Origin of the sequence: Limimaricola cinnabarinus (assembly GCF_002723615.1) — a bacterium.
GTDB lineage: Bacteria > Pseudomonadota > Alphaproteobacteria > Rhodobacterales > Rhodobacteraceae > Limimaricola > Limimaricola cinnabarinus_B.
The window spans coordinates 41,032-61,615 of the sequence record NZ_KZ304960.1; the positions used below are offsets into that span (position 1 = coordinate 41,032).

Here is a 20,584-nt window from a genome sequence, read left to right on the forward strand (position 1 = left end):
GGGGCGGGCGCGAGTTGTCTTGCCGTCGGGACAGGGGGCGACTATCCCTTGCCACCAGCCAACTCCGGGAAGGGACAGCCCATGCAAAACGCCCGTTTCGACAAGACGAAACTGCCCAGCCGCCACGTGACCGAAGGGCCCGAGCGCGCGCCGCACCGGAGCTATTTCTATGCCATGGGCATCTCGGAAGAAGAGATCCACCAGCCCTGGGTCGGCGTCGCCACCTGCTGGAACGAGGCCGCGCCCTGCAACATCGCGCTCAACCGTCAGGCGCAATCGGTCAAGATGGGCGTGAAGAAGGGCGGCGGCACGCCGCGCGAATTCACCACCATCACCGTCACCGACGGCATCGCCATGGGCCATGAAGGCATGCGCTCCTCGCTCGCCTCGCGCGACGCGATCGCCGACACCGTCGAGCTGACCATGCGCGGGCATTGCTATGATGCGCTGGTCGGCCTCGCGGGCTGCGACAAGTCGCTGCCGGGCATGATGATGGCGATGGTCCGGCTCAACGTGCCGTCCGTGTTCATCTATGGCGGCTCGATCCTGCCGGGCAAGCTCAACGGCAAGGATGTCGTGGTGCAGGACGTGTTCGAAGCGGTGGGCCAGCACGCGGCCGGCAACATGTCGGACGCGGAGCTCGCGGTGCTCGAACGCGTGGCCTGCCCCTCGGCGGGGGCCTGCGGCGGGCAATACACCGCCAACACCATGGCCTGCGTTTCCGAGGCGGTGGGCCTCGCGCTGCTGAACTCCTCGGGCGCGCCCGCGCCCTATGAAAGCCGCGACCAGTATGGCGACTTTTCCGGCCAGGCGGTGATGAACCTGATCGAGAAGAACATCCGCGCCCGTGACATTGTCACTAGGCAGAGCCTCGAGAACGCGGCGCGGGTCGTCGCCTGCACCGGCGGCTCGACCAATGCGGGCCTGCATCTCCCGGCCATCGCGCATGAGGCGGGGATCGATTTCGACCTGCTCGACATCTGCAACATCTTCCTCGACACGCCTTATTTCGTGAACCTGCGCCCGGGCGGCGAATACGTCGCCAAGGATCTGCACGAGGTGGGCGGCGTGCCGGTCGTCATGAAGGAGCTGCGCAAGGCGGGGCTGCTGCACGAGGACTGCATCACCGCCTCGGGCAAGAGCTTGGGCGAGGAGCTGGATCTGATCGACCGCGAGGCGGATGGTCGCGTGATCCACACTGTCGCCAACCCGATCACCAAGACCGGCGGCGTCGTCGGCCTCAAGGGCAACCTCGCGCCCGACGGCGCGATCGTGAAGGTCGCGGGCATGGCCGCCGAGGATCAGGTCTTCACCGGCCCGGCGCGGGTGTTCGAATGCGAGGAAGAGGCCTTCGAGGCGGTGCGCCGCCGCGAATACGCCGAGGGCGACGTGATCGTCATCCGCAACGAAGGCCCGGCGGGCGGCCCCGGCATGCGCGAGATGCTTTCGACCACGGCAGCACTCTCGGGGCAGGGCATGGGCAAGAAGGTCGCGCTGATCACCGATGGCCGCTTCTCGGGCGCGACCCGCGGCTTCTGCGTCGGCCATGTCGGCCCCGAGGCCGCGCATGGCGGGCCGATCGCGCTTTTGAAGACCGGTGACATGATCACCATCGACGCCATCCGCGGCGAGATTTCGGTGGATCTGTCCGACGCCGAACTCGCGGAGCGCAAGGGCGCGTGGAAGGGCGCGCGCACCAATGACTACACCGCCGGCGCGCTGTGGAAATACGCCCAGCTCGTGGGCTCCGCGCGCAAGGGCGCGGTGACCCATCCCGGCGCCGAGGGCGAAAGCCACGTCTACATGGACCAGTGAGGCCGGGGCTGCCGGGCCTGCTTGGGCGTCTGCCCCGCCTGCGCCGCGCCGCGCCCAAGGGGCAAGGTGCTGCGCCTTCGCCCCTGCGGCTGGCAGGGGCGGACTGGGCCTGGCGGCCCGAGGCCTGGGCCGGTGCCGCGCCGGGCGCGGGGCCGCTGCCCGCGGCTTCGGGTGTGGAGCTGTGCGGCGGCGTGCGGCTCTTTCACGACGCCGAATCCCCCGAGCTGCGAATCGAGCGGCCCGCCATCGGGCCGCAGGGGGCCTGGCCGCTGCGGCTTTGCGCCGGGGGCTTCGACGGCAGCTTTCTGAGCCTCGCCATCGCGCTGCCAGAGGCAGCGCTGGCCGGGCTGGAGCGGCGGCATCTGTTGGGGATCGACGTCGATCTCGGCCCGGAGGGCGCATCGCGCAGCTTTGCGCGGCTCAACCTGCGGCAGGGCCCCAACAGCGAAGCGTTGCTGCGCAGCCTGCCCATGACCGAGCCCACCGGCACCGAGTTCGACCTGTGGAGCATCGAGACCGCGCCCGATCGCGTCGAGACGGGCTGGATCGACCTGATCTTCGAAGCCCCGCTGCCCATGGCGATCGAGATCCGCGATCTGGTGATCGCCCGCAGGCCGCGCGCATCCTTCTGAGCCGCGCGGCTGACGTCGCGTCCGGAATGACGCGCAGCTGACGTCGCGTCCGGGATGACGCGCAGCTGACGTCGCGTCCGGGGTGACGCGCGCGTCAATCGCAGCCAGTCTGCCGCCACGAGGGAGGCCCGCATGTCCAGATATCCAAAGCTCTTGTCGCCGATCACGCTGGGGCCGCTGAGCCTGCCCAACCGGGTGCTGATGGGCTCGATGCATACCGGGCTCGAGGAGACCGGCGATTGGAATCGCGTCTCCACCTTCTACGCCACGCGCGCGCGCGGCGGCGTCGGGCTGATGGTGACGGGCGGCATGGCGCCCAACCGCGAGGGCGGGGTCTATCCCGGCGCGGCGGGACTGTTCACCCAAGACGACATCGCCAACCATGCCCGCGTGACGCGGGCGGTGCACGAGGCGGGCGGGCGGATCGCAATGCAGATCCTGCATGCCGGGCGCTACGCCTATTCCAAGCACTGCGTCGCCCCTTCGGCGATCCGCGCGCCGATCAGCGCCTTCACCCCCAACGCGCTCGACGAGGCGGGGATCGAGAAGCAGATGTCCGACATCGCCACCGCCGCCGCCCGCTCGGTCGAGGCGGGTTATGACGGGGTCGAGGTGATGGGCTCGGAGGGCTATTTCCTCAACCAGTTCCTCGCGCCCCGCACCAATCGCCGCGAGGACCGCTGGGGCGGCAGCCTCGAAAACCGGATGCGCCTGCCGGTCGAGGTGGTGGCCCGCGTGCGCGCGGCGCTGGGCCCTGACAAGCTGCTGATCTACCGCATCTCGCTTCTCGATCTCGTCTCCGAGGGGCAGGACTGGTCCGAGATCGTGGCGCTCGCCCATGCCGTGACCGAAGCCGGGGCCGACGTGCTCAACACCGGCATCGGCTGGCACGAGGCGCGGGTGCCGACCATCGTGACGAGCGTGCCGCGCGCCGCCTTCGCGCATCTGACCGCGAAGCTGCGCGGCGAGGTTTCGGTGCCGGTCATCGCCTCGAACCGGATCAACACGCCCGAGGTGGCCGAGGAGATCCTGGCCGGGGGGCAGGCCGACATGGTCTCCATGGCGCGGCCCTTCCTCGCCGATCCCGATTTCGTCGCCAAGGCGGCAAGGGGCGAGGCCGCGCGCATCGCGCCCTGCATCGCCTGCAACCAGGCCTGCCTCGATCACACCTTCTCGGGCAAGCTCTCCTCCTGCCTCGTCAACCCGCGCGCCTGCCACGAGACCGAGCTGGTGCTGGAGCCCGTGGCCAGTCCGCGCCGCATCGCGGTGGTGGGGGCGGGGCCCGCGGGCCTCTCGGCGGCGCTGGCGGCGGCGGAACGCGGCCATGCCGTCACGCTGTTCGAGGCGTCGGGGCGGATCGGCGGACAGCTGCACCACGCCGCCGCGATCCCCGGCAAGGAAGAGTTCCGCGGATTGCTCGACTGGTTCGAAGCCGAGATCGTCGCGAGCGAAATCGAGCTGCGGCTGGGCGAGACGCCGCAGCCCGAGGCGCTGGCGGGCTTTGATGCGGTGATCGTCGCCACCGGCGTGCGCCCGCGCGATCCCGCCATTCCGGGGCAGGAGGGGCCGAATGTCATCTCCTATGCCGATCTTCTTTCGGGGCGGGCCGAGGCCGGGCCGCGCGTCGCCGTGGTCGGCGCGGGCGGCATCGGCTTCGACGTGGCCGAATATCTCGTGACCGGGCACAGCACCACCATCGACCCGCCCGCCTGGCGCACCGAATGGGGCGTGGCCGATCCTTCGGTCGCGCGCGGCGGCCTCGCCCCCGAGGGGCCGCGCCCGGACCCTGCCGCGCGGCGCGTCACGCTGTTGCAGCGCAAGGCCGAGAAGCTGGGCAAGCGGCTCGGCAAGACCACCGGCTGGGTGCATCGCGCCGGGCTTCAGATGCGCGCCGTCGAGATGCTCGGCGGCGTGAGCTACGAGCGCATCGACGCGCAGGGGCTGCATGTCACCACGCCCGAGGGGCCGCGGCTGATCGAGGCAGATACCATCGTGCTCTGCGCAGGGCAGGAAAGCGAACGGGCACTGGCCGATGCGCTGCTGGCGCAGGGGGTCGAGGCGCATGTGATCGGCGGCGCCGATGTGGCGGCGGAGCTCGACGCCAAGCGCGCGATCGACCAGGGCACGCGGCTCGCCGCCCGGCTCTAGCTGTTTCCGCCTGCGCATCGGTTGGGGGTCAAACCGCTTTATTGTCAGGGGCATGACCCAATCATGCCCGAATCTGCCATCACACAGGGAGCCGACCGAAACGAAGGACGGAGACCGGCCATGGACAGGCTGACAGAGATGGAGGCCTTTGCCACCGTGGTGGATCAGGGCGGGTTCACCGATGCGGCCCGCAAGATGGGGATCTCCAAATCCGCCGTCTCGAAACATGTCTCCTCGCTCGAAGCGCGGCTCGGTGCGCGGCTTTTGAACCGCACCACGCGGCGCGTCAGCCCGACCGAGATCGGGCTGGCCTATTACGACCGGGCGCGCCGCGTCCTGACCGATGCGGGCGAGGCCGACGCGCTGGTCACCTCGATGCAGTCGGCGCCATCGGGGCTCTTGCGGATCTCGGTCGCGACGGATTTCGGGGTCAATCATCTGAGCCCGGTGCTGGGCGATTTCCTGCAGGAATTCCCTGACATCACCGTCAACATGGTGCTCAACAACCGCTTCGTGGAGCTGATCTCCGAAGGCTTCGACATGGCGGTGCGCATCGGCGAGCTGGAGGACAGCACGCTGCGCGCGCGCAAGCTCACCGAGACTTCCAAGAAGATGATCGCCTCGCCCGCCTATTTCGAACGCTATGGCCGCCCCGCGCGGATCGACGATCTCAACGAACACAAGCTCTTGCATTACTCCAACGCCTCGAACGGCGCGGTGTGGAAGCTGACCGCGCCCTCGGGCGAAAAGCGGCAGGTGCGCACCGCCGGTTGGCTGACGGTCAATGACGGGCAGTCATTGCTCAATGCCTGCATCGGCGGGCTCGGCATCGCCTACCTGCCCTCCTTTCTCTACGCGGATGCGCTCAAGAAGGGGCTGGTGGAAGAGGCGATCCCGAACCTTCCCACCGAGACGCAGGGCATCTACGCGGTCTATCCGCCGGGCCGCTTCACCCAGCCCAAGGTGCGCGCCTTCATCGATTTCCTGGTCGAAGCCTTCGCCGAGAAGGGCCCCGACACCTGGTGAGCCTTGGCTGCGGCATCTGTCCTCACCCTTCCGCCGCCAGCGCCTCGACCCGGCGGTTGGCGGCGCGGCCCTCGGGCGTGGCGTTGGTGGCGCGCGGCGCGAGCCAGCCCGCCCCCCGCGCCTCGACCCTCGCCGCCGCGACCCCGTGATCGCGCAGCAGCCGGTTGCGCACCGCCTCGGCGCGGCGGCGCGACAGGGCGATGTTGGCCTCCAGAGCGCCGGTCATGTCGGTATGGCCCACCAGCACCAGCCGCCGCGACGGGGCCTCGGCCAGCCAGTCCGCCAGCGCCGCGAGAGGGGCGGGGGCCGTTTCCTCCAGCACCGCCGCGCCGGGCGCGAAGCTGATCCCTTCCAGCACGGCATGGCCCTCGCGGTCGAGCGTCGCGGCGAGATCGGCCGGCGCCATGCGCGGCGCGACCTGCGGCGCGATGTCGGGCGTGCCCGCGGGCGTGACGGTCGTCACCTGCAGATGCCCGGTCTCCCCGGCCCGGCTGGCCAGGATGCCGACCGCCGAGAGCCCGTCCGGGCCGTCGCGCCGGGCCGAAAGATAGCGGAACGCGCCCAGATCGACATGCATCTCCGGTGGCGGCAGAACCTCGATGCCATAGCGGAACTCGTATCCGCCGCAGGCCCGGGCCGCGCAATCGAGCAGGATCTCGAACCCCGCGGCCCGCAGAGCCGCCCTCATCGGCGCGATCAGCCCGGCGGGCGACGGCGCGGGGGCGGGGATGCGCCAGGCGCGCGTTTCGACCAAGCCCTCGATCGCCTCGACCGGGGGCGGGGCGCCTTGGGCGGGGCCGGTGGGCAGGGCGTGATCCGCCGTCTCGGCCCGCCTTTCGGCCGTGCGCAGGGCGCCTTCGGGCAGCGGCAGTTCCAACGCCAGCCCCATGCCGGGCCAGAGCACCGCCAGCGCCGCCGCGCGGATCATGCCGGGGCTTCCCTGTAGTGATAGGCGCCGATCTCTTCGTAGCCCAGCCTTGCATAGAGCGCGCGGGCCGGGGCATTGGCGCGGGTCACGGCCAGGGCGAGCCATGCGCAACCCTGCGCATGCGCCCAACCCGCCGCCATCGCCATCACCGCCCGCCCCGCGCCCCGGCGGCGCGCGGCCGGAGAGACCTCCAGCGCATGAAGCATGGCGATCTCGCCATGGCAGGCCACGAAGGCGCAGCCGCCGGGGTGATGCAGCACGGTCTTCGGCCCCTCGGCGCGCTCCATCACAGCGATGCGCGCGGCCCCGATGCCGCCCTCGGCCCAAAGCGCGCGCTGCGCGGCGCTCGGTGGCCAGTTCGCGCGCGCGCAGATCGTATCGAGCGCATCGACGCGGGCGGCGAGGATCGAAGTGGGGTCTTTTATCGCGTAGCCACGCGCATCGAGCGCCGCGTCGAGCGCGGCCTCGCCTGCGCGGACCATGAACAGCGGCGCGCGCCCTTCGCCGCGCATCGCTTCTTCGGCGGCGGCGATGTCGCCTTGGCCGAACGGCCCCTCCAGCGTCGCCGCCGAAACCCGGGCACCGCCGCTCGCCCCGTTGCGCAGCCGCACCGGGCCCAGATCGCGCGTGGCGGCGGCGGGCCATGTGGCGGCGAGCGCCGCGAAGCCCGCCTCGGGGCTCACGCGGGGAACTGCTCCGACAGCGTCACCAGCGCCGCTTCGATCTCGGCCCCGTCTGCGCCCCGGATCACGATATTGGTGCCGGTGACGCCGTTCTCGGAAAAGGGATAGGAGCCGATGGCGAGCGCCGGATGCGCCTTGGCCAGTTCGGCCAGCGGCTCGGCCACGTCGCCCTCGCCGCGCTCGATGCGCAGGGATTGCGACAGCACCGGCCGCCCGCCGGGGATCTTCGGCAAAAGTCCCGCCAGCATCGCCTCGAAGATGCGCGGCACGCCGGCCATGACATGCACGTTGCGCAAGGAAAAGCCCGGCGCGGCGCTGACCGGGTTGTCGATCAGTTCGGCGCCGTCGGGGATGCGCGCCATGCGCAGCCGCGCCGCGTTCAGCTCGACGCCGCGCGCGGCGTAATGCGCGGCGAGGATCTCGCGCGCATCGTCGCGGATGCCGATTGGCGCGCCCATCGCCTCGGCCACGGCTTCGGCGGTGATGTCGTCATGCGTCGGCCCGATGCCGCCCGAGGTGAAGACATGGTCATGCGCCGCCGAGAGCGCCCGCACCGCGCCGATGATGGTGGCGTGATCGTCCGAGACGACCCGGCTTTCGCGCAGCTCGATGCCGCGCAGCGTCAGCTCCTTGGCCAAGTGGTGCATGTTGCTGTCGCGGGTGCGGCCCGAGAGGATCTCGTCGCCGATGACGAGCATGGCGGCGGTCGGGTTGGGCGCGGTCGTCCGTTCGGTCATGGGGCGGGCTCCGGTTGGCTGTCACAAGGTATAGGCCGGGGCGCGGGTCATTTCCACGCGGGCGGGTGGATTCCCCGCGCGGTAGGCCCTATTTCAGGTCGAAAGGGATAGAGGTGATGACTTTGGACGAGACCGCCGCCGACGACCGCAAGGGCCGCCTGACCCGCGATGGCATCCGCATCCACGATCTCGCGGATTTCGCGGGCATGAACCGCGCCGGGCGCCTTGCCGCCACGATCCTCGACGACATCGCCGAGCATGTCGTCGTGGGCCAGCGCACTTCCGAGATCGACCGGGTCATCACCGACCTGATCGAGCAGGCCAACGCCAAGAGCGCCACGATCGGCTACAAGGGCTACCAGCACGCCAGCTGCATCTCGGTCAACCACGTGGTCTGCCACGGGATTCCGGGCGACAAGAAGCTGAAAGACGGCGACATCCTCAATGTCGACGTGACCGTGATCGTCGACGGCTTTTACGGCGACACCAGCCGGATGTACGTGGCCGGAAAGCTGCCGCGCAAGGCCGAGCGGCTGATCCAGGTGACGCATGACGCGCTGATGAAGGGGATCGAGGCGGCGCGGCCGGGCAACACCTTCGGCGATATCGGCCACGCGATCCAGAGCTTCGTCGAGGAGAACCGCATGTCGGTGGTGCGCGATTTCTGCGGCCATGGCATCGGCCGGGTGTTCCACGCGCCGCCCAACGTGCTGCATTACGGCCGCCCCGGCACCGGGCCGGTGCTGGAGGAGGGGATGTTCTTCACCATCGAGCCGATGGTCAATCTCGGCCGCCCCGAGACCAAGGTCCTGGCCGATGACTGGACCGCCGTGACGCGCGACAAGTCGCTTTCGGCGCAGTTCGAGCACACGATCGGCATCACCGCTCAGGGCAACGAGATCTTCACCCTCTCGCCCGCCGAGCGGTTTCATCCCACCTGGGATATCTGAGGCTCAGCCGTCGCGCTCCATGAGCGTGACATGGGTATCGCCGTAGCGCCGTGTATCGAGGGGGGAGAACCCCTCGGGCGCGGGCTGCGGCGCGCTTTCCTCCCAGACGATCAGCGCGCCGGGCGCGATCCAGCCGCCCGCCAAGGCCGAGGCCAGCGCCCGCGCGCCGAGCCCCTTGCCATAGGGCGGATCAAGAAAGACGAGGCTCGCCGGCGCGTCGCAGGCGGGCAGGCGGGTCGCGTCGCATTTGAGATGCGTCACCCGGTCGGCCACGCGCAGCTTGGCCACGTTCTCGCGGATGAGCTTTCCCGCCACGCGCCCGTCATCGACGAAGGTGACATGCGCGGCACCGCGCGACAGCGCCTCGAGCCCCAGCGCGCCGGTGCCGGCGAAGAGGTCGAGCACGCGGGCCTCGCCGATCGGATCGCCGTAGCGCCCGCCCATCAGCGCGTTGAACAGGCTTTCGCGCACCCGGTCGGCGGTGGGGCGCAGATGCGCGCCCGCGTCGCCCTTGCCGACCGCGGCGAGGGCCAGGCCGCGATGCTCTCCGGCGATGATCCTCATTTCAGCAGCGCCTTGAGATCGGTGGCCGGATCGGCGGCGCGTGCGGGGTCGGGCGAGCGGCCCGCCTCGATCAGCCGCTTGCCGACCATGTAGGCGCGGCTGTCGTTCATCGCGTCCACGGCGATGAGACGCGCGCCCCGGTAATACCAGTGCGATTGCTGCGCCGGGCTGTCGCCCGGGCGGACATGCACCGCGTCCCAGCCCGCGTTCAGCCCCGCGATCTGCAGCTTGGTGTCGAACTGGTCCGACCAGAACCACGGGCGGGGGCGGTATTCGACGCCACGGCCCATCATGTTGAGCGCGGCGTTTTCGGCCATGTCGATGGCGTTGCCGACGCTTTCGAGCCGGATGCGCATGTCGGCCAGCAGGAGCGAGGCGCAGTCGCCCGCGGCCCAGATGTGCTCATCCGAGGTGCGGCAATGGATGTCGCAGCGGATGCCGTTGTCGAGCACGAGCCCCGCCGGTTCGGCCAACCCCGTACCCGGCGCCACGCCGACGCCGACGATGGCGAAATCGGCCGCGATCTCGCTGCCATCGGTGAGCCGCGCGCCGGTGACGCGCTCTTCGCCCAAGAGCCGCTCAAGCCCCACGCCCTCGCGGATATCGACGCCGTGGCTGCGGTGCAGGTCGCGGAAATAGGCCGAGGTTTCGGGGGCGGCGACGCGTTGCAGGATGCGTTCGGCCTGTTCGACCACCGTGACCGTCAGCCCGCGCCTGGCGGCCACCGCCGCCGCCTCCAGCCCGATATAGCCGCCGCCGACCACCAGCAGCCGGCGGCCTTCGAGCATCTCGGGCGCGAGCGCGTCGGCATCCGCGAGATCGCGCATGGTGAACACCCCCGCCAGATCGCCGCCGATCGCGGCGGGCAGGCGGCGCGGATGCGCGCCGGTGCACAAGGCGAGCCGGTCGTAGGACAGGGTTTCGCCATCCGAAAGCGTCACGGTCCGTGCGCTTGCATCAAGCGCGCTGGCCGTCACCCCCAGACGCAGATCGATGTCGTGCTCGGCATACCACGCCTCGGGGCGCAGAAAGAGGCGCGCCTTCTCCATCTCTCCGAGCAGGTAGGCCTTGGAGAGTGGCGGGCGCTGGTAGGGCGGGGCGGTTTCGGCACCGACGAGGGTGATGCGCCCGTCGAAGCCTTCGGCGCGAAGCTTGGCCACGAGCGACGATCCGGCCTGTCCGGCTCCGATCACGACGAAATGGGACATGCGCGTCCTTTCCTTGGTTTCTGTGGCCCGGCTGCGGGCGGCAGACTATATCCCCTGCCATCGACCGCAATCGTGAAAGGACCGCCGGGGATGACGATCACAGTTGGAGACAGGCTGCCGGAGGCGGAGCTGCTGCGGATGGGGGCCGATGGACCGGAAAAGCTCGCGCTGAGCACGTTGCTGAAGGGCCGCCGCGTGGTGATCTTCGGTCTGCCGGGCGCCTATACCGGCACCTGCTCGACCGCGCATGTGCCGAGCTTCATCCGCGCGATGGAGTCCTTGCGCGAGAAGGGCGTGGATGAGGTGATCTGCGTGTCGGTTAACGACCCTTTCGTGATGCGGGCCTGGGGCGAGGCGACGGGGGCGACGGCGGCGGGCATCGCGATGCTGGCCGATGCGTCCTGCGAGTTCACCTCCGCCATCGGCATGGAGTTCTCGAACCCCGATCGCGGCTTCATCCGGCGCAGCAGGCGCTACGCGCTGATGGCCGAGGACGGGGTGGTGAAGGTCTGGCATGCGGAGGAGAACGCCGGCACCTGCGACATTTCGGGCGGCGAAAGCATGGTCGCGGCGCTTTGAGCCGAACGGCAAAGGGGGGCGCGCGGCCCCCTTTCATCTTTCTTCAAATACGCATGGCCCGCCCTGTCAGCCCGCGCCTGCGGCGGCATCGAGCGAAATGCCCGGTCACGGCGGGGCTATTCGTCAGCTCTCCGCCAGCTTGTCCATCCTTGCCGCGAGCGTCGCGTCGCGCGCCGTCAGCCCCTTGGCGTCATGCGAGGTGAGCGTGACGGTCACGCTGCGGTAGCTGTTGGACCATTCGGGGTGATGATTCAGTTTCTCGGCCCAGATCGCGCAGCGCGTCATGAAGCCGAAGGCTTCGACGAAGCTCGGAAAGCGGAAGGTCTTGGTGACGGCATCGCGGTCGGGTTCCGCCTCCCATCCGGCGGCCTTGAGCGTCGTGCGCCCGGCCTCGTCGAGCATTTCCGTCATTCCTGATCCTCCATCTTCGTGCGCCGGAACGGGCCGTATCCCGTCAGCACCTCGATCTCCTCGTCCACCGCCGCGCGCTCGGCCTCGAGATAGCGCGCCACGGCATCGCGGAACCCCGCATCCGCGATCCAGTGCAGCGACTGGGTCGGCACCGGCAGGTAGCCCCGCGCCAGCTTGTGCTCGCCCTGCGCGCCCGCCTCGACGCGGGTGAGGCCATGCGCCAGCGCCCAGTCGATGGCCTGATAGTAGCACAGCTCGAAATGCAGGAAGGGGTGGTGTTCGAGCGCGCCCCAGTAGCGGCCAAAGAGCGTGTCGCGGCCGATGAGGTTCAGCGCCCCCGCCACGGGCCGGTCGCCGTCGCGCGCGAGGATCAGCAGCATGTCGTCGCGCAGCGTCTCATGCGCGATCTCGAAGAATGCGCGGGTGAGATAGGGCGAGCCCCACTTCCGGCGGCCCGTGTCCTGATAGAAGGCCCAGACCGCGTCCCAGTGATGCGGCTCGATCTCCGCGCCGGTCAGGTGCTCGATCACCAGCCCCGAGGCTTGCGCGCCCGCGCGCTCCTTGCGGATGGTCTTGCGCTTGCGCGAGGAAAGCGCGGCGAGAAAGCCGTCGAAGCTGCCATAGCCCTCGTCGATCCAGTGAAACTGCTGGCCCGTGCGGCGCATCAGCCCCATTTCCTCGCCCGCCTCGGCCTCGATGGAACTGCAGAAGGTGGCGTGCAGCGAGGACAGGCCATTATTGGCGGCAAGCTGCACCGCGCCCTGCACCAGCGCCGCCATGCCATCGGCCGCGTGGCCCGGCTTCGTCAGGAAGCGCCGCCCCGTGACCGGGGTGAAGGGCACGGCCATCTGCAGCTTGGGGTAATACTGCCCGCCCGCGCGCTCATAGGCATCGGCCCAGGCGTGGTCGAAGACGTATTCGCCCTGGCTGTGGCCCTTGGCGTAGAGCGGGGCGCAGGCGATCAGCGCGCCGCTCCGCCGCGCGGCGAGGTAATGCGGCTGCCAGCCGGTGCCCGGCCCGACCGAGCCGCTGTCTTCGAGCGCCGAAAGGAAGCGGTGCGTTGTGAAGGGATCGGAGGGGCGGCCGCCGCCTTCGGCTTCGGGGCAGGCGCAGCCGTCCCACTCGGCGGCGGGGATGTCGCGCAGGCTGGCATGGGCGGTGATCTCGACCACCGCCGCGGGGTCCGTCTCTGTCTGGCTCATGGCCGCAGAGTTGGCCCCCCGCGGCCCGGGGTCAAGCGGGGGCGGGCCCCGGCAGGTAGCCTTCGAAGGTCACGTTGTCGGCAATGCGCCGCGCTTCCTCTTCCTCTTCGGGCGAGCGGGTGGTCCAGCACAGCACCTTCGCGCCCTGCGCCTGAAGCTCGGCGACGCGGGGCCGGTCGAGATCATTCGCCTCGTGGCTGATGAAGCCGGCGCCGAGATTGTCGTAATCGGGGATCTCGCGCAGCCGCGCGGCGACGCGCGGCGACAGGTCGGGCCACGCTTCGGCATCGAAGCCGCAGGTGATGAGCCCGCGCGGCAGGTCGGGCGCGAGCCGGGCCATCTCCGAGACCGAATGCGGGTTGAACGACATCACCGCCACCGGACCGGCATAGCCTTCGAGCGCGCGCGCGACGGCGGCTTCGGTCACGCCGACATTGGGGCCGAGCGTGTAGTCGTGATCCTTGATCTCGATCAGCAGCGGCGCGCGGCCCGCGACGAGGTCGAGCACCGCGCCCAGCGTCGGGATGGTGTCGGCGCTGCCGATGAGGGAGATCTCGCCCAGCGCCTCGGCGGTCTGGCTCGCCACGAGACCGCGTGCGGTGGTCAGCCGCTCGAGGCTGGCATCGTGGAACACCATCGCCTCGCCATCATGCGAGGCGCGCAGGTCGATCTCGATGCCGTAGCCCGCCTCGACGGCGGCGCGCACCGCCGAGAGCGAATTCTCGGGCCGCCCCGCGCCGTGAAAGCCGCGATGCGCGATGGGGCGGTCGAGAAAGGCGGCGGGCAGCTCGGGGGCGGGGCGCCTCATGCGAGCGCGAAGACGGCTTCGATCTCGACCGCGACACCGAGCGGCAGCGCCGCGACGCCCACCGCCGAGCGCGCGTGCCGCCCGGCTTCGCCCAGAAGCTCGACCATCAGGTCGGAGGCGCCGTTGATCACCTTGGGCTGCTCGGTGAAACCGGGCGTCGAGGCGACGAAACCGGTGAGCTTCACCAGCCGCGCGATGCGGCCCAGATCGCCGTCGCAGGCGGCGCGGGCCTGCGCCAGAAGGCTCAGCGCGCAGGCCTGCGCGGCCTTGGCGCCCTCTTCGGTGGTCATGCCGTCGCCCAGGCGGCCGGTGATCAGCCCGTCCGGCCCGGCGGCGATCTGGCCCGAGACGTAGAGCAGCCCGTCATGGATGACGAAGGGCTCGTAATTGGCCGCCGGCTTGGGCGCTTCGGGCAGCGCGAGCCCCATTTCAGTCAGCTTGTCGTTGATACCTGCCGCATCGATCATGGTGTCGTTCCCCTCGGAGATGTTCCGGCGCAAGCTAGCCTGCGCCGGGCGGGGGGACAACGCCTGCCGGGCTCAACCCTCGCGGAAGGCGCGGGCGAAGTAATCGGCCAGCGGCTTGACGAGATAGGCCAGCGGCGTGCGGTCCGAGGTGCGGATATAGGCCTCGACCGGCATGCCGGGGATCAGCGTCATGTCGCCGGGCAGCTTGTCGATCTCGCCTTCCGACAGGCGAATCTCCGTGCGGTAGTAGGAGATCGGCTGCTGCTCGTCCTGGAAGGCGTCGGCCGAGATCTGCACCACCTGGCCAGTCAGCTCGGGCGTGCGGCGCTGGTCGAAGGCGGGCAGGCGCAGCACCACCTCCTGGCCGAGATGCAGCTGGTCGATGTCGGTGGGTTGCACCTGCGTGGCGATCACCAGCGGCCGGTCCTGCGGCACGATGTAGAGCACCGGCTCGGCGGGGCGGATCACCGAGCGGGGGGTAAAGACGGTCAGCCCGTAGACGATGCCGCCCACGGGCGCGCGGATGTCGAGCCGGTCGAGCCGGGTCAGCAGCGCCCGGCGGCGGTTCGACAGCTCGATCTCGTTGAACTGCAGGTCGCGCAGCTGAGTGATCGCCTCCTGCCGCCGGGTCGAGGCGAGCTTGAGGATCTCGATCTCGATCTCGGCGATGCGGCCACCGGCCTGGGCCTTGGAGGCCCTGAGCTCGCCCTGCCGCCCGAGCAGGTTGGCCTGCTCGCGTTGCAGGGTCAGCACCCGCGTCGCCTGCGCGAGGCCGCGGTCGAGCAGGGATTGCTGGTTGGCCAGCTCGCTCTCGATGAGCTGCAGCTGGTTCGCGATGGCTTCCTCCTGCGATTCGATCCCGACGATCTGATCGCTGATCTGCTCGCGCTGGCGGGCGAGCTGCTCGGCCTGGCGGTTCTCGCTCTCGATCCGGGCCGCCTGCAGGCGCCTTTGGCCCTCCATCAGCTCGGGCGCGATCGGGTTGTCGGTCTCGAGCAGCAGCGGATCGAAGCTGAGCGTGTCGGCATCGTCGCGCTCGGCCTCGAGCCGGGCGCGGCGCGACAGCACCTCCAGAAGCTGGCCCTCGACCACCGCCAGCTCGGAGCGCAGCTGTTCGGGGTCGAGCCGGATCAGGAGCTGGTCGGTCTCGACCATGTCGCCCTCGTCGACGAGGATCTCCGCGACGACGCCGCCATCGGGGTGCTGGACGATCTGCCGGTTGCGATCGACCTCGATCCGGCCGGAGGCCACCACGGCGCCGGAGATCTGGCTCACCGCCGCCCAGGTGCCAAAGCCGCCGAGCAGCACCGCGAGGCCGAGAAACCCGGCGATCAGCGGCCTTGCGGCGGACCACAGGCTGGGCGCGTCGGAGGGGGAGAGGGGCTTGCGCATCACGACACCCCCCCGCCGGCGGTGCCGGAGGCGGCGATCTCGCGGTGGTTCTGCACCGTTTCGCGCAGCACCTCCTCCTTGGGGCCGAAGGCGCGCCGCCCGCCGCTTTCGATCATCAGGATCGTGTCGCATTCGGCGATGGCGGCGGGGCGATGGGCCATGATCAGCACGCATTTCTTGTGCGCCTTGGCGTCGCGGATCGCCTGGTTGAGGGCGGTGGAGCCGGAATTGTCGAGGTTGGAGTTGGGCTCGTCGAGCACCAGGATCACCGGATCGCCGTAGAGCGCGCGCGCGAGGCCGATCCTCTGGATCTGGCCGCCCGACAGCCGCCCGCCCTTGGAGGAGACGCGGGTGTCGTAGCCCTCGGGCAGCTTGAGGATCATCTCGTGGGCGGCGGCGGCGCGGGCGGCGCGCACCACCTCGGCGTCGTCGGGGGTGAGCGACATGCGGGCGATGTTTTCCTTGATCGTGCCGTCGAACAGCGTGACCTGCTGGGGCAGGTAGCCGATATAGCTGCCCAGCACGTCGGGATCGTATTGGTCGAGACTGGCGCCATCGAGGCGGATCTTGCCAGCGGCGGGCCGCCACAGACCGGTCAGGGCACGCGCCAGCGTCGACTTGCCGGCGCCAGAGGGGCCGATCACGCCGACCGCCTGGCCCGGCTCGACCTGAAAGCTCATCATCCGCAGCGCGGCCTGGTTCTCGCCGGGCGGCAGCACGGTCACCTGCTCGCAGGACAGCCGCGCCTTGGGGCGGGGCAGGGTGGTGCGCTGTTCCTCGGGGCGGATCTCTCCCAGAAGGACGGCCAGCCGGCGCCAGCCCTCGCGGGCGCGCTGCACCGAGGGCCACTGGTTCACGATCATCTCGATCGGCGCCAGCGCCCGGCCCAGCAGGATCGAGCCCGCGATCATCGCGCCGGGCGTCATCTGGCCCTGCAGCACGAGATAGGCGCCAAGGCCGAGCATGCCCGATTGCAGCATCAGCCGGAACGCCTTGATGACCGAGGAGAAGCCGCCGCCGGTATCGGTGGCGCCGATCGAGGCGGAAAGCGAGCGCGCGCGCGCCTCGTTCCAGCGCCCGAAGGCCGCGCCGCGCATGCCCAGAGCCTGCACCATGTCCGAATCGTGCCGGATCTGGGTGCCGAGTTGCTCGGACTGGAAGGTGGTGTCGTTGGCCTCCTCGAGCTGCTTGCGGGTCATCAGCTGGTTGGCCAGGGCCATGATGATCAGGATCACCGCCCCGCTAACGCCGAGCAGGCCGAGCATCGGGTGAAACAGGAAGATGCCGAAGAAGAAGACCGGCGCGAAGGGCAGGTCGAACCCGCTCATCAGCACCGGAGAGGCGATCAGCCGCTGCACCGATTCGAGATCGCGCTGCGCGGTCGCGGCCTCGGCCCGGGCCTTCTGGCCCGAGCTGGCACGCAGGGCCGCGGAAAACACCCGCTGGTCGAGCCGGGCCTGAAAGCGCGCCGCAATGCGGTTCATCACCCGGCCGCGCACCATGTCCAGAAGGCCCATCATCGAATAGAGAAAGACCACCAGCACCGACAGCGCCACCAGCGTCGCGATCGAGCGCGAGCCCAGCACGCGGTCATAGACGTTCATCATGTAAAGCGGGCCGGTCAGCATCAGAAGGTTGACGACCAGGCTGAAAATGGCAACGGCCCAGTAGAGCCAGCGGCTCTGGGCACGGGCTTCGCGGAGTTCTTCGGCGCCGAGGGAGGCCGCATCTCTTGTCATGTCATTCCCCATTCGCATCCCGGCCGGGCCACGCCGATCGCAGCCGCCGCCTCCCTCATGCTTAGAGCAAAGACGCCCTTCTGGGTAGCGTCACGCCGCGGTTGAGCCGCGATTGTGCCCCCTGCGGTTCTGGACCTCGCGCGCCGCACCGCTAGCTTGCAGCACATGACTTTGCGAAACGTGAATCCGATTGTTCTCGCCACGGGGCTTGCCCTGACCGCCGCGCCGGGGGCCGCGACACCCTATGACGGGCTGTATCGCAGCACCGGCGAGGCCGATTGCGGCCAGGTCGGCGTCGAGGGCGGGGCGCTGCGCATCCGCGACGGGCTGTTCGAGGGCATCGGCAGCGCCTGCCAGATGACACGGCCGGTGGATGTCGTCGACATGGACGCCACGCTCTACACCATGGAATGCACCGCCGGGGACACGCGCTGGACCGAGCGGGCGCTGCTGATGAAGGCGGCGCAGGATGAGGGGCTGATCATGCTGTGGAACGGCTATGCCTTCCGCTATGCCAGCTGCGACGCGCCCGTCACCGCGCAGGAGAGCGCCAGCCCCTCGGCCGCGGAAATCACCGAAACGCCGCCGGCCACGCAGGAGGCCGATGCGCTGCCCGCCACGGATGCGCCGGATGCGGCGGGCGCGGACGGGTTGCCGCCGCCGCGGATCGTCCTGCCTTCGGTGGCCTTGCCGCGGGTCGTCCTGCCCTCGGTCGCGCTGCCCGCCCCCGATGATGGCCCAGAGGACGGGCCGGATGACGGCTCGGGCGAGGCGCGCGGCGGCACCGCCGCGCAGATCGAGCTGCCCGACGAGGCCGGCTGAGCGGGCTAGTTGCCCGCCCCGCCGAGGATGTTGGTGAGCACATCGAGGATGAGCCCCTCGCGGTCCCGCTGTTCGGGGGCCGGGGCCGGTTCGGCGCCCTGCGGCGCACCCAGCATCTCGCGCAGCAGCCGGTCGGTTTCGGGGTCGCTGGCCTGCCCGTTCGAGGGCGAGACATCCTGCGACGCCGCCCCGACGATGGTGTCGGCCGCCGCCGGTTCCGGCACCCGCATCGGCAGCGGCTTGACCGGCTGACCGTCGAGCACGCGCGTCATGGTCTCGCGCCAGATCGTGGCGGGCAGGCCGCCGCCGGTGACGCCCGACAGCGGGCGGTTGTCGTCGTAGCCCATCCAGACGCCGGCCACGTAATCGCCCGCGAAGCCCACGAACCACGCATCGCGCGCGCCCTGGGTGGTGCCGGTCTTGCCCGCCACTTCCCAGCCATCGATCCGCGCCCGCCCGCCGGTGCCCTCGGCCACGACGCGGCTCATCATCCAAGTGAGCTTTTCGGCGGCCTCCTGGCTGATCACCCGCTCGCCGATGCCGCCGCCGGTGCCCATGAGCGGCGTGTCGTCGCCCTTGAGGCGCAGCTCCACGAGGCCGTAAGGGGTCACCGAGGAGCCGCCATTGAGGATGCCCGCATAGGCGCCGGTCATCTCCAGCAGCGTGCTTTCCGACACACCCAGCGCCAGCGCCGGCCCGGCGGCGAGATCGCTGTCGATGCCGAACATCGAGGCCACGGTGCGCACGTTCTCGCGCCCGGCCTGCTCCGAGATCTTCACCGCCGGGATGTTGCGGCTTTCGGCCAGCGCCTCGGTCAGGGTCACCATGCCGTCATATCTGCGGTCGTAATTCTCGGGCGACCACGACCCCGAGCCGGGGATGTTCATGGTCAGCGGGCTGTCATCGACGAGATCGAAGGGCTGCATGCCGAGATCGAGCGCCGCGGCGTAGATGAAGGGCTTGAAGGCCGAGCCGGTCTGGCGCAGCGCCTGCGTGGCGCGGTTGAAGGCGCCCGAGGCCGAGACGTTGCGCCCGCCCACCATGGCGCGCACCGCGCCGTCGGCGCTCATCACCACGATCGCGGCCTGCGCCTCGGAGCCGGGGGAAACCCGCTCCTCGAACACCTGCAGCAGCGCCTGCTCGGCCGCGGTTTGGATGCGCGGGTCGAGCGTGGTGCGGATCACCACGTCCTCGGTGGTGTCGCGGGTGAAGAACTCGGGCCCCGTATCCATCACCCAGTCGGCGAAATAGCCGCCCTGGTCCTGCTGGGCCGTGGCCGAGAGCGTCGCGGGGTTCGCGCGCGCGGCCTCCGCCTCCGAGGCGGAAAGATAGTCCTGCTGCTCCATCAGCCCGACGATGACCCGCGCCCGGTCCTGGCTGCGGGCGAGGTTGTTGGTCGGCGCATAGGTGGTCGGCGCCTTCAGAAGCCCCGCCAGCATCGCCGCCTCGGCCGGGTTCACCTGGCCCGCGGATTTGCCGAAATAGCGCTGCGAGGCGGCTTCGAAGCCGCGCGTGCCGGCACCGAGATAGGCGCGGTTGAGGTAGATCGTCAGGATCTCCTCCTTGGAATAGCGCGCCTCCATCGCCATCGCGTAGACCGCCTCCTGGACCTTGCGCCACAGCGTGGTGCGGCGGCAATCGGCCTCGTAGGCGGCCTCGCTTTCCCAGGTCTCGGGGTCGAAGGGCTTGCCCAGGCACAGGAGCTTCGCGGTCTGCTGGGTGATGGTCGAGCCGCCATTGCCGGAAAGCGGCCCGCGCCCTTCGGAGAGGTTGATGCGGATGGCGCTGGCGATGCCCTGCGGATCGACGCCCGGATGCCACCAGAAGCGCCGGTCCTCGGTCGCGACCACGGCGTTGCGCAGATGCGGGGAGATGGTGTCGGCGGTGACCATGCCGCCGAACTGGTCGCCGCGCCAGGCAAAGGTCGCGCCGTCGCGGTCGAGCAGGGTCACCGAGCCGCGCGCCCGCCCGTCGACCAGATTGGTGACCGGCGGGAGCTGCGCCGCGTAATAGGCGACGCCAAGCCCGATCACGAGCGCCAGCACCATGGCGATGCGCCAGCCGACGCCCCAGACCACGCGCAGCACGAAGCGCATCAGCCCCCGCACCATCGCCGCGGCGAAGCCCAGTGGTCCGCGCGGCGCAGGGCGGGTTGCGCGGGCGCTGCGCTTGCGCGGCTTGGCGGCCTGCGTCGCGCGCCCCTTGGCCTTCGGGGCGGAGCCGCCGCCCTCCTTGCGGGCTCCCTTGCCCGCACCGTAGCGCCGCTCCGCCATGAGAGGCGGTCTTTTGCCGTTGCTCGCGCTCATCTGCCGCTGCCTGTCCGTTTTGATCGGCGGCCACCATAGCCGCATCGCAGCGGAATGTTGAGCGGCGGGGATTTGCCCTATCGGCTTTTTTACGCCGCCCATGAATCGGGCATTCGCCCGCTTATGTGCAAGAATTGTGCATGCTGCCCGGCTCAAGGCAGGGCGCG

Annotated in this window: 19 protein-coding genes; 7 read left to right on the forward strand and 12 right to left on the reverse strand. The window is 70.1% G+C overall.

The window, feature by feature from the left end; all coding sequences use genetic code 11:
• Nucleotides 1-81 precede the first annotated feature (81 nt).
• The 4 genes from ilvD to CJ301_RS10970 all read left to right on the forward strand — a co-directional run bounded on the left by ilvD (nucleotide 82) and on the right by CJ301_RS10970 (nucleotide 5,621).
• Nucleotides 82-1,815: a dihydroxy-acid dehydratase gene (gene ilvD, locus CJ301_RS10955; protein WP_099277271.1), complete on the forward strand. Its 1,734-nt coding sequence runs from the start codon at nucleotides 82-84 to the stop codon at nucleotides 1,813-1,815.
• Nucleotides 1,812-2,447, forward strand: coding sequence for a DUF6478 family protein (locus tag CJ301_RS10960; protein WP_099277273.1), 636 nt, complete (start codon nucleotides 1,812-1,814; stop codon nucleotides 2,445-2,447). Before ilvD ends, CJ301_RS10960 begins: the two co-directional genes overlap by 4 nt.
• Nucleotides 2,448-2,579: 132 nt before the next feature.
• The gene (locus CJ301_RS10965; protein ID WP_099277274.1) at nucleotides 2,580-4,595 is read left to right on the forward strand and encodes an NADPH-dependent 2,4-dienoyl-CoA reductase; all 2,016 of its coding nucleotides are present in this window, start codon (nucleotides 2,580-2,582) and stop codon (nucleotides 4,593-4,595) included.
• A gap of 120 nt (nucleotides 4,596-4,715) precedes the next feature.
• Nucleotides 4,716-5,621, forward strand: a complete 906-nt coding sequence (locus CJ301_RS10970; RefSeq protein ID WP_099277276.1) for a LysR family transcriptional regulator — start codon at nucleotides 4,716-4,718, stop codon at nucleotides 5,619-5,621.
• Nucleotides 5,622-5,643: 22 nt separating this feature from the next.
• Here the strand turns inward: CJ301_RS10970 and CJ301_RS10975 are convergent, their stop codons facing one another.
• From CJ301_RS10975 to CJ301_RS10985, 3 genes are read right to left on the reverse strand one after another with little or no spacing between them, the layout of a single operon-like run.
• Nucleotides 5,644-6,549, reverse strand: coding sequence for an OmpA family protein (locus CJ301_RS10975; RefSeq protein WP_162620503.1), 906 nt, complete (start codon nucleotides 6,547-6,549; stop codon nucleotides 5,644-5,646).
• Nucleotides 6,546-7,232: a GNAT family N-acetyltransferase gene (locus CJ301_RS10980; protein WP_099277278.1), complete on the reverse strand. Its 687-nt coding sequence runs from the start codon at nucleotides 7,230-7,232 to the stop codon at nucleotides 6,546-6,548. Before CJ301_RS10980 ends, CJ301_RS10975 begins: the two co-directional genes overlap by 4 nt.
• Nucleotides 7,229-7,969, reverse strand: a complete 741-nt coding sequence (locus tag CJ301_RS10985; RefSeq protein ID WP_099277279.1) for a competence/damage-inducible protein A — start codon at nucleotides 7,967-7,969, stop codon at nucleotides 7,229-7,231. Before CJ301_RS10985 ends, CJ301_RS10980 begins: the two co-directional genes overlap by 4 nt.
• Before the next feature lie 116 nt (nucleotides 7,970-8,085).
• Between CJ301_RS10985 and map the strand changes: the two genes are divergently transcribed.
• The gene (map, locus tag CJ301_RS10990) at nucleotides 8,086-8,919 is read left to right on the forward strand and encodes a type I methionyl aminopeptidase (RefSeq protein ID WP_099277280.1); all 834 of its coding nucleotides are present in this window, start codon (nucleotides 8,086-8,088) and stop codon (nucleotides 8,917-8,919) included.
• Between the two features lie 3 nt (nucleotides 8,920-8,922).
• On the opposite strand, the gene rsmD is transcribed toward map, so the two are convergent.
• Together rsmD and CJ301_RS11000 are read right to left on the reverse strand one after the other, a co-directional pair.
• On the reverse strand, nucleotides 8,923-9,483 hold the full coding sequence (gene rsmD / locus CJ301_RS10995) for a 16S rRNA (guanine(966)-N(2))-methyltransferase RsmD (RefSeq protein WP_099277281.1): 561 nt from the start codon (nucleotides 9,481-9,483) through the stop codon (nucleotides 8,923-8,925).
• Nucleotides 9,480-10,691: an NAD(P)/FAD-dependent oxidoreductase gene (locus tag CJ301_RS11000; protein ID WP_099277282.1), complete on the reverse strand. Its 1,212-nt coding sequence runs from the start codon at nucleotides 10,689-10,691 to the stop codon at nucleotides 9,480-9,482. The genes rsmD and CJ301_RS11000 overlap by 4 nt, the downstream gene beginning before the upstream one ends.
• 90 nt (nucleotides 10,692-10,781) lie before the next feature.
• On the opposite strand from CJ301_RS11000, the gene CJ301_RS11005 reads away from it, so the two are divergent.
• A complete protein-coding gene (locus CJ301_RS11005) occupies nucleotides 10,782-11,270 on the forward strand; it encodes a peroxiredoxin (protein WP_099277283.1) in 489 nt (162 codons plus the stop codon).
• A gap of 123 nt (nucleotides 11,271-11,393) precedes the next feature.
• Here CJ301_RS11005 and CJ301_RS11010 read toward each other — a convergent pair whose 3' ends face one another.
• The 6 genes from CJ301_RS11010 to CJ301_RS11035 all read right to left on the reverse strand — a co-directional run bounded on the left by CJ301_RS11010 (nucleotide 11,394) and on the right by CJ301_RS11035 (nucleotide 17,289).
• Complete coding sequence (locus CJ301_RS11010; protein ID WP_099277284.1) at nucleotides 11,394-11,681, reverse strand: 4a-hydroxytetrahydrobiopterin dehydratase; 288 nt, start codon at nucleotides 11,679-11,681, stop codon at nucleotides 11,394-11,396.
• Nucleotides 11,678-12,883: a GNAT family N-acetyltransferase gene (locus tag CJ301_RS11015; protein ID WP_099277285.1), complete on the reverse strand. Its 1,206-nt coding sequence runs from the start codon at nucleotides 12,881-12,883 to the stop codon at nucleotides 11,678-11,680. Before CJ301_RS11015 ends, CJ301_RS11010 begins: the two co-directional genes overlap by 4 nt.
• A gap of 31 nt (nucleotides 12,884-12,914) precedes the next feature.
• The gene (locus CJ301_RS11020; RefSeq protein WP_099277286.1) at nucleotides 12,915-13,691 is read right to left on the reverse strand and encodes a glycerophosphodiester phosphodiesterase family protein; all 777 of its coding nucleotides are present in this window, start codon (nucleotides 13,689-13,691) and stop codon (nucleotides 12,915-12,917) included.
• Nucleotides 13,688-14,158 carry a RidA family protein gene (locus CJ301_RS11025; RefSeq protein WP_099277370.1) on the reverse strand — a complete coding sequence of 157 codons (471 nt, stop codon included), beginning with the start codon at nucleotides 14,156-14,158 and terminating at the stop codon, nucleotides 13,688-13,690. Before CJ301_RS11025 ends, CJ301_RS11020 begins: the two co-directional genes overlap by 4 nt.
• 72 nt (nucleotides 14,159-14,230) lie before the next feature.
• Nucleotides 14,231-15,550 (reverse strand): HlyD family type I secretion periplasmic adaptor subunit, encoded by a 1,320-nt coding sequence (locus tag CJ301_RS11030; protein ID WP_099277287.1) that lies wholly within the window; start codon nucleotides 15,548-15,550, stop codon nucleotides 14,231-14,233.
• Nucleotides 15,550-17,289, reverse strand: coding sequence for a type I secretion system permease/ATPase (locus CJ301_RS11035; RefSeq protein ID WP_099277371.1), 1,740 nt, complete (start codon nucleotides 17,287-17,289; stop codon nucleotides 15,550-15,552). The genes CJ301_RS11030 and CJ301_RS11035 overlap by 1 nt, the downstream gene beginning before the upstream one ends.
• A 165-nt stretch (nucleotides 17,290-17,454) precedes the next feature.
• On the opposite strand from CJ301_RS11035, the gene CJ301_RS19085 reads away from it, so the two are divergent.
• On the forward strand, nucleotides 17,455-18,111 hold the full coding sequence (locus CJ301_RS19085; protein WP_254050135.1) for a hypothetical protein: 657 nt from the start codon (nucleotides 17,455-17,457) through the stop codon (nucleotides 18,109-18,111).
• A 5-nt stretch (nucleotides 18,112-18,116) separates the two neighbouring features.
• On the opposite strand, the gene CJ301_RS11045 is transcribed toward CJ301_RS19085, so the two are convergent.
• A complete protein-coding gene (locus tag CJ301_RS11045) occupies nucleotides 18,117-20,417 on the reverse strand; it encodes a transglycosylase domain-containing protein (RefSeq protein WP_099277288.1) in 2,301 nt (766 codons plus the stop codon).
• Nucleotides 20,418-20,584 lie beyond the last annotated feature (167 nt).

Coding starts and splice junctions, on each gene's coding strand:
- ilvD (WP_099277271.1), top strand. CDS start 82: ATGCAAAACGCCCGTTTCGACAAGACGAAACTGCCCAGCCGCCACGTG.
- CJ301_RS10965 (WP_099277274.1), top strand. CDS start 2,580: ATGTCCAGATATCCAAAGCTCTTGTCGCCGATCACGCTGGGGCCGCTG.
- CJ301_RS10970 (WP_099277276.1), top strand. CDS start 4,716: ATGGACAGGCTGACAGAGATGGAGGCCTTTGCCACCGTGGTGGATCAG.
- CJ301_RS10975 (WP_162620503.1), bottom strand. CDS start 6,549: ATGATCCGCGCGGCGGCGCTGGCGGTGCTCTGGCCCGGCATGGGGCTG.
- CJ301_RS10985 (WP_099277279.1), bottom strand. CDS start 7,969: ATGACCGAACGGACGACCGCGCCCAACCCGACCGCCGCCATGCTCGTC.
- map (WP_099277280.1), top strand. CDS start 8,086: ATGACTTTGGACGAGACCGCCGCCGACGACCGCAAGGGCCGCCTGACC.
- rsmD (WP_099277281.1), bottom strand. CDS start 9,483: ATGAGGATCATCGCCGGAGAGCATCGCGGCCTGGCCCTCGCCGCGGTC.
- CJ301_RS11000 (WP_099277282.1), bottom strand. CDS start 10,691: ATGTCCCATTTCGTCGTGATCGGAGCCGGACAGGCCGGATCGTCGCTC.
- CJ301_RS11005 (WP_099277283.1), top strand. CDS start 10,782: ATGACGATCACAGTTGGAGACAGGCTGCCGGAGGCGGAGCTGCTGCGG.
- CJ301_RS11010 (WP_099277284.1), bottom strand. CDS start 11,681: ATGACGGAAATGCTCGACGAGGCCGGGCGCACGACGCTCAAGGCCGCC.
- CJ301_RS11015 (WP_099277285.1), bottom strand. CDS start 12,883: ATGAGCCAGACAGAGACGGACCCCGCGGCGGTGGTCGAGATCACCGCC.
- CJ301_RS11020 (WP_099277286.1), bottom strand. CDS start 13,691: ATGAGGCGCCCCGCCCCCGAGCTGCCCGCCGCCTTTCTCGACCGCCCC.
- CJ301_RS11025 (WP_099277370.1), bottom strand. CDS start 14,158: ATGATCGATGCGGCAGGTATCAACGACAAGCTGACTGAAATGGGGCTC.
- CJ301_RS11030 (WP_099277287.1), bottom strand. CDS start 15,550: ATGCGCAAGCCCCTCTCCCCCTCCGACGCGCCCAGCCTGTGGTCCGCC.
- CJ301_RS11035 (WP_099277371.1), bottom strand. CDS start 17,289: ATGACAAGAGATGCGGCCTCCCTCGGCGCCGAAGAACTCCGCGAAGCC.
- CJ301_RS19085 (WP_254050135.1), top strand. CDS start 17,455: ATGACTTTGCGAAACGTGAATCCGATTGTTCTCGCCACGGGGCTTGCC.
- CJ301_RS11045 (WP_099277288.1), bottom strand. CDS start 20,417: ATGAGCGCGAGCAACGGCAAAAGACCGCCTCTCATGGCGGAGCGGCGC.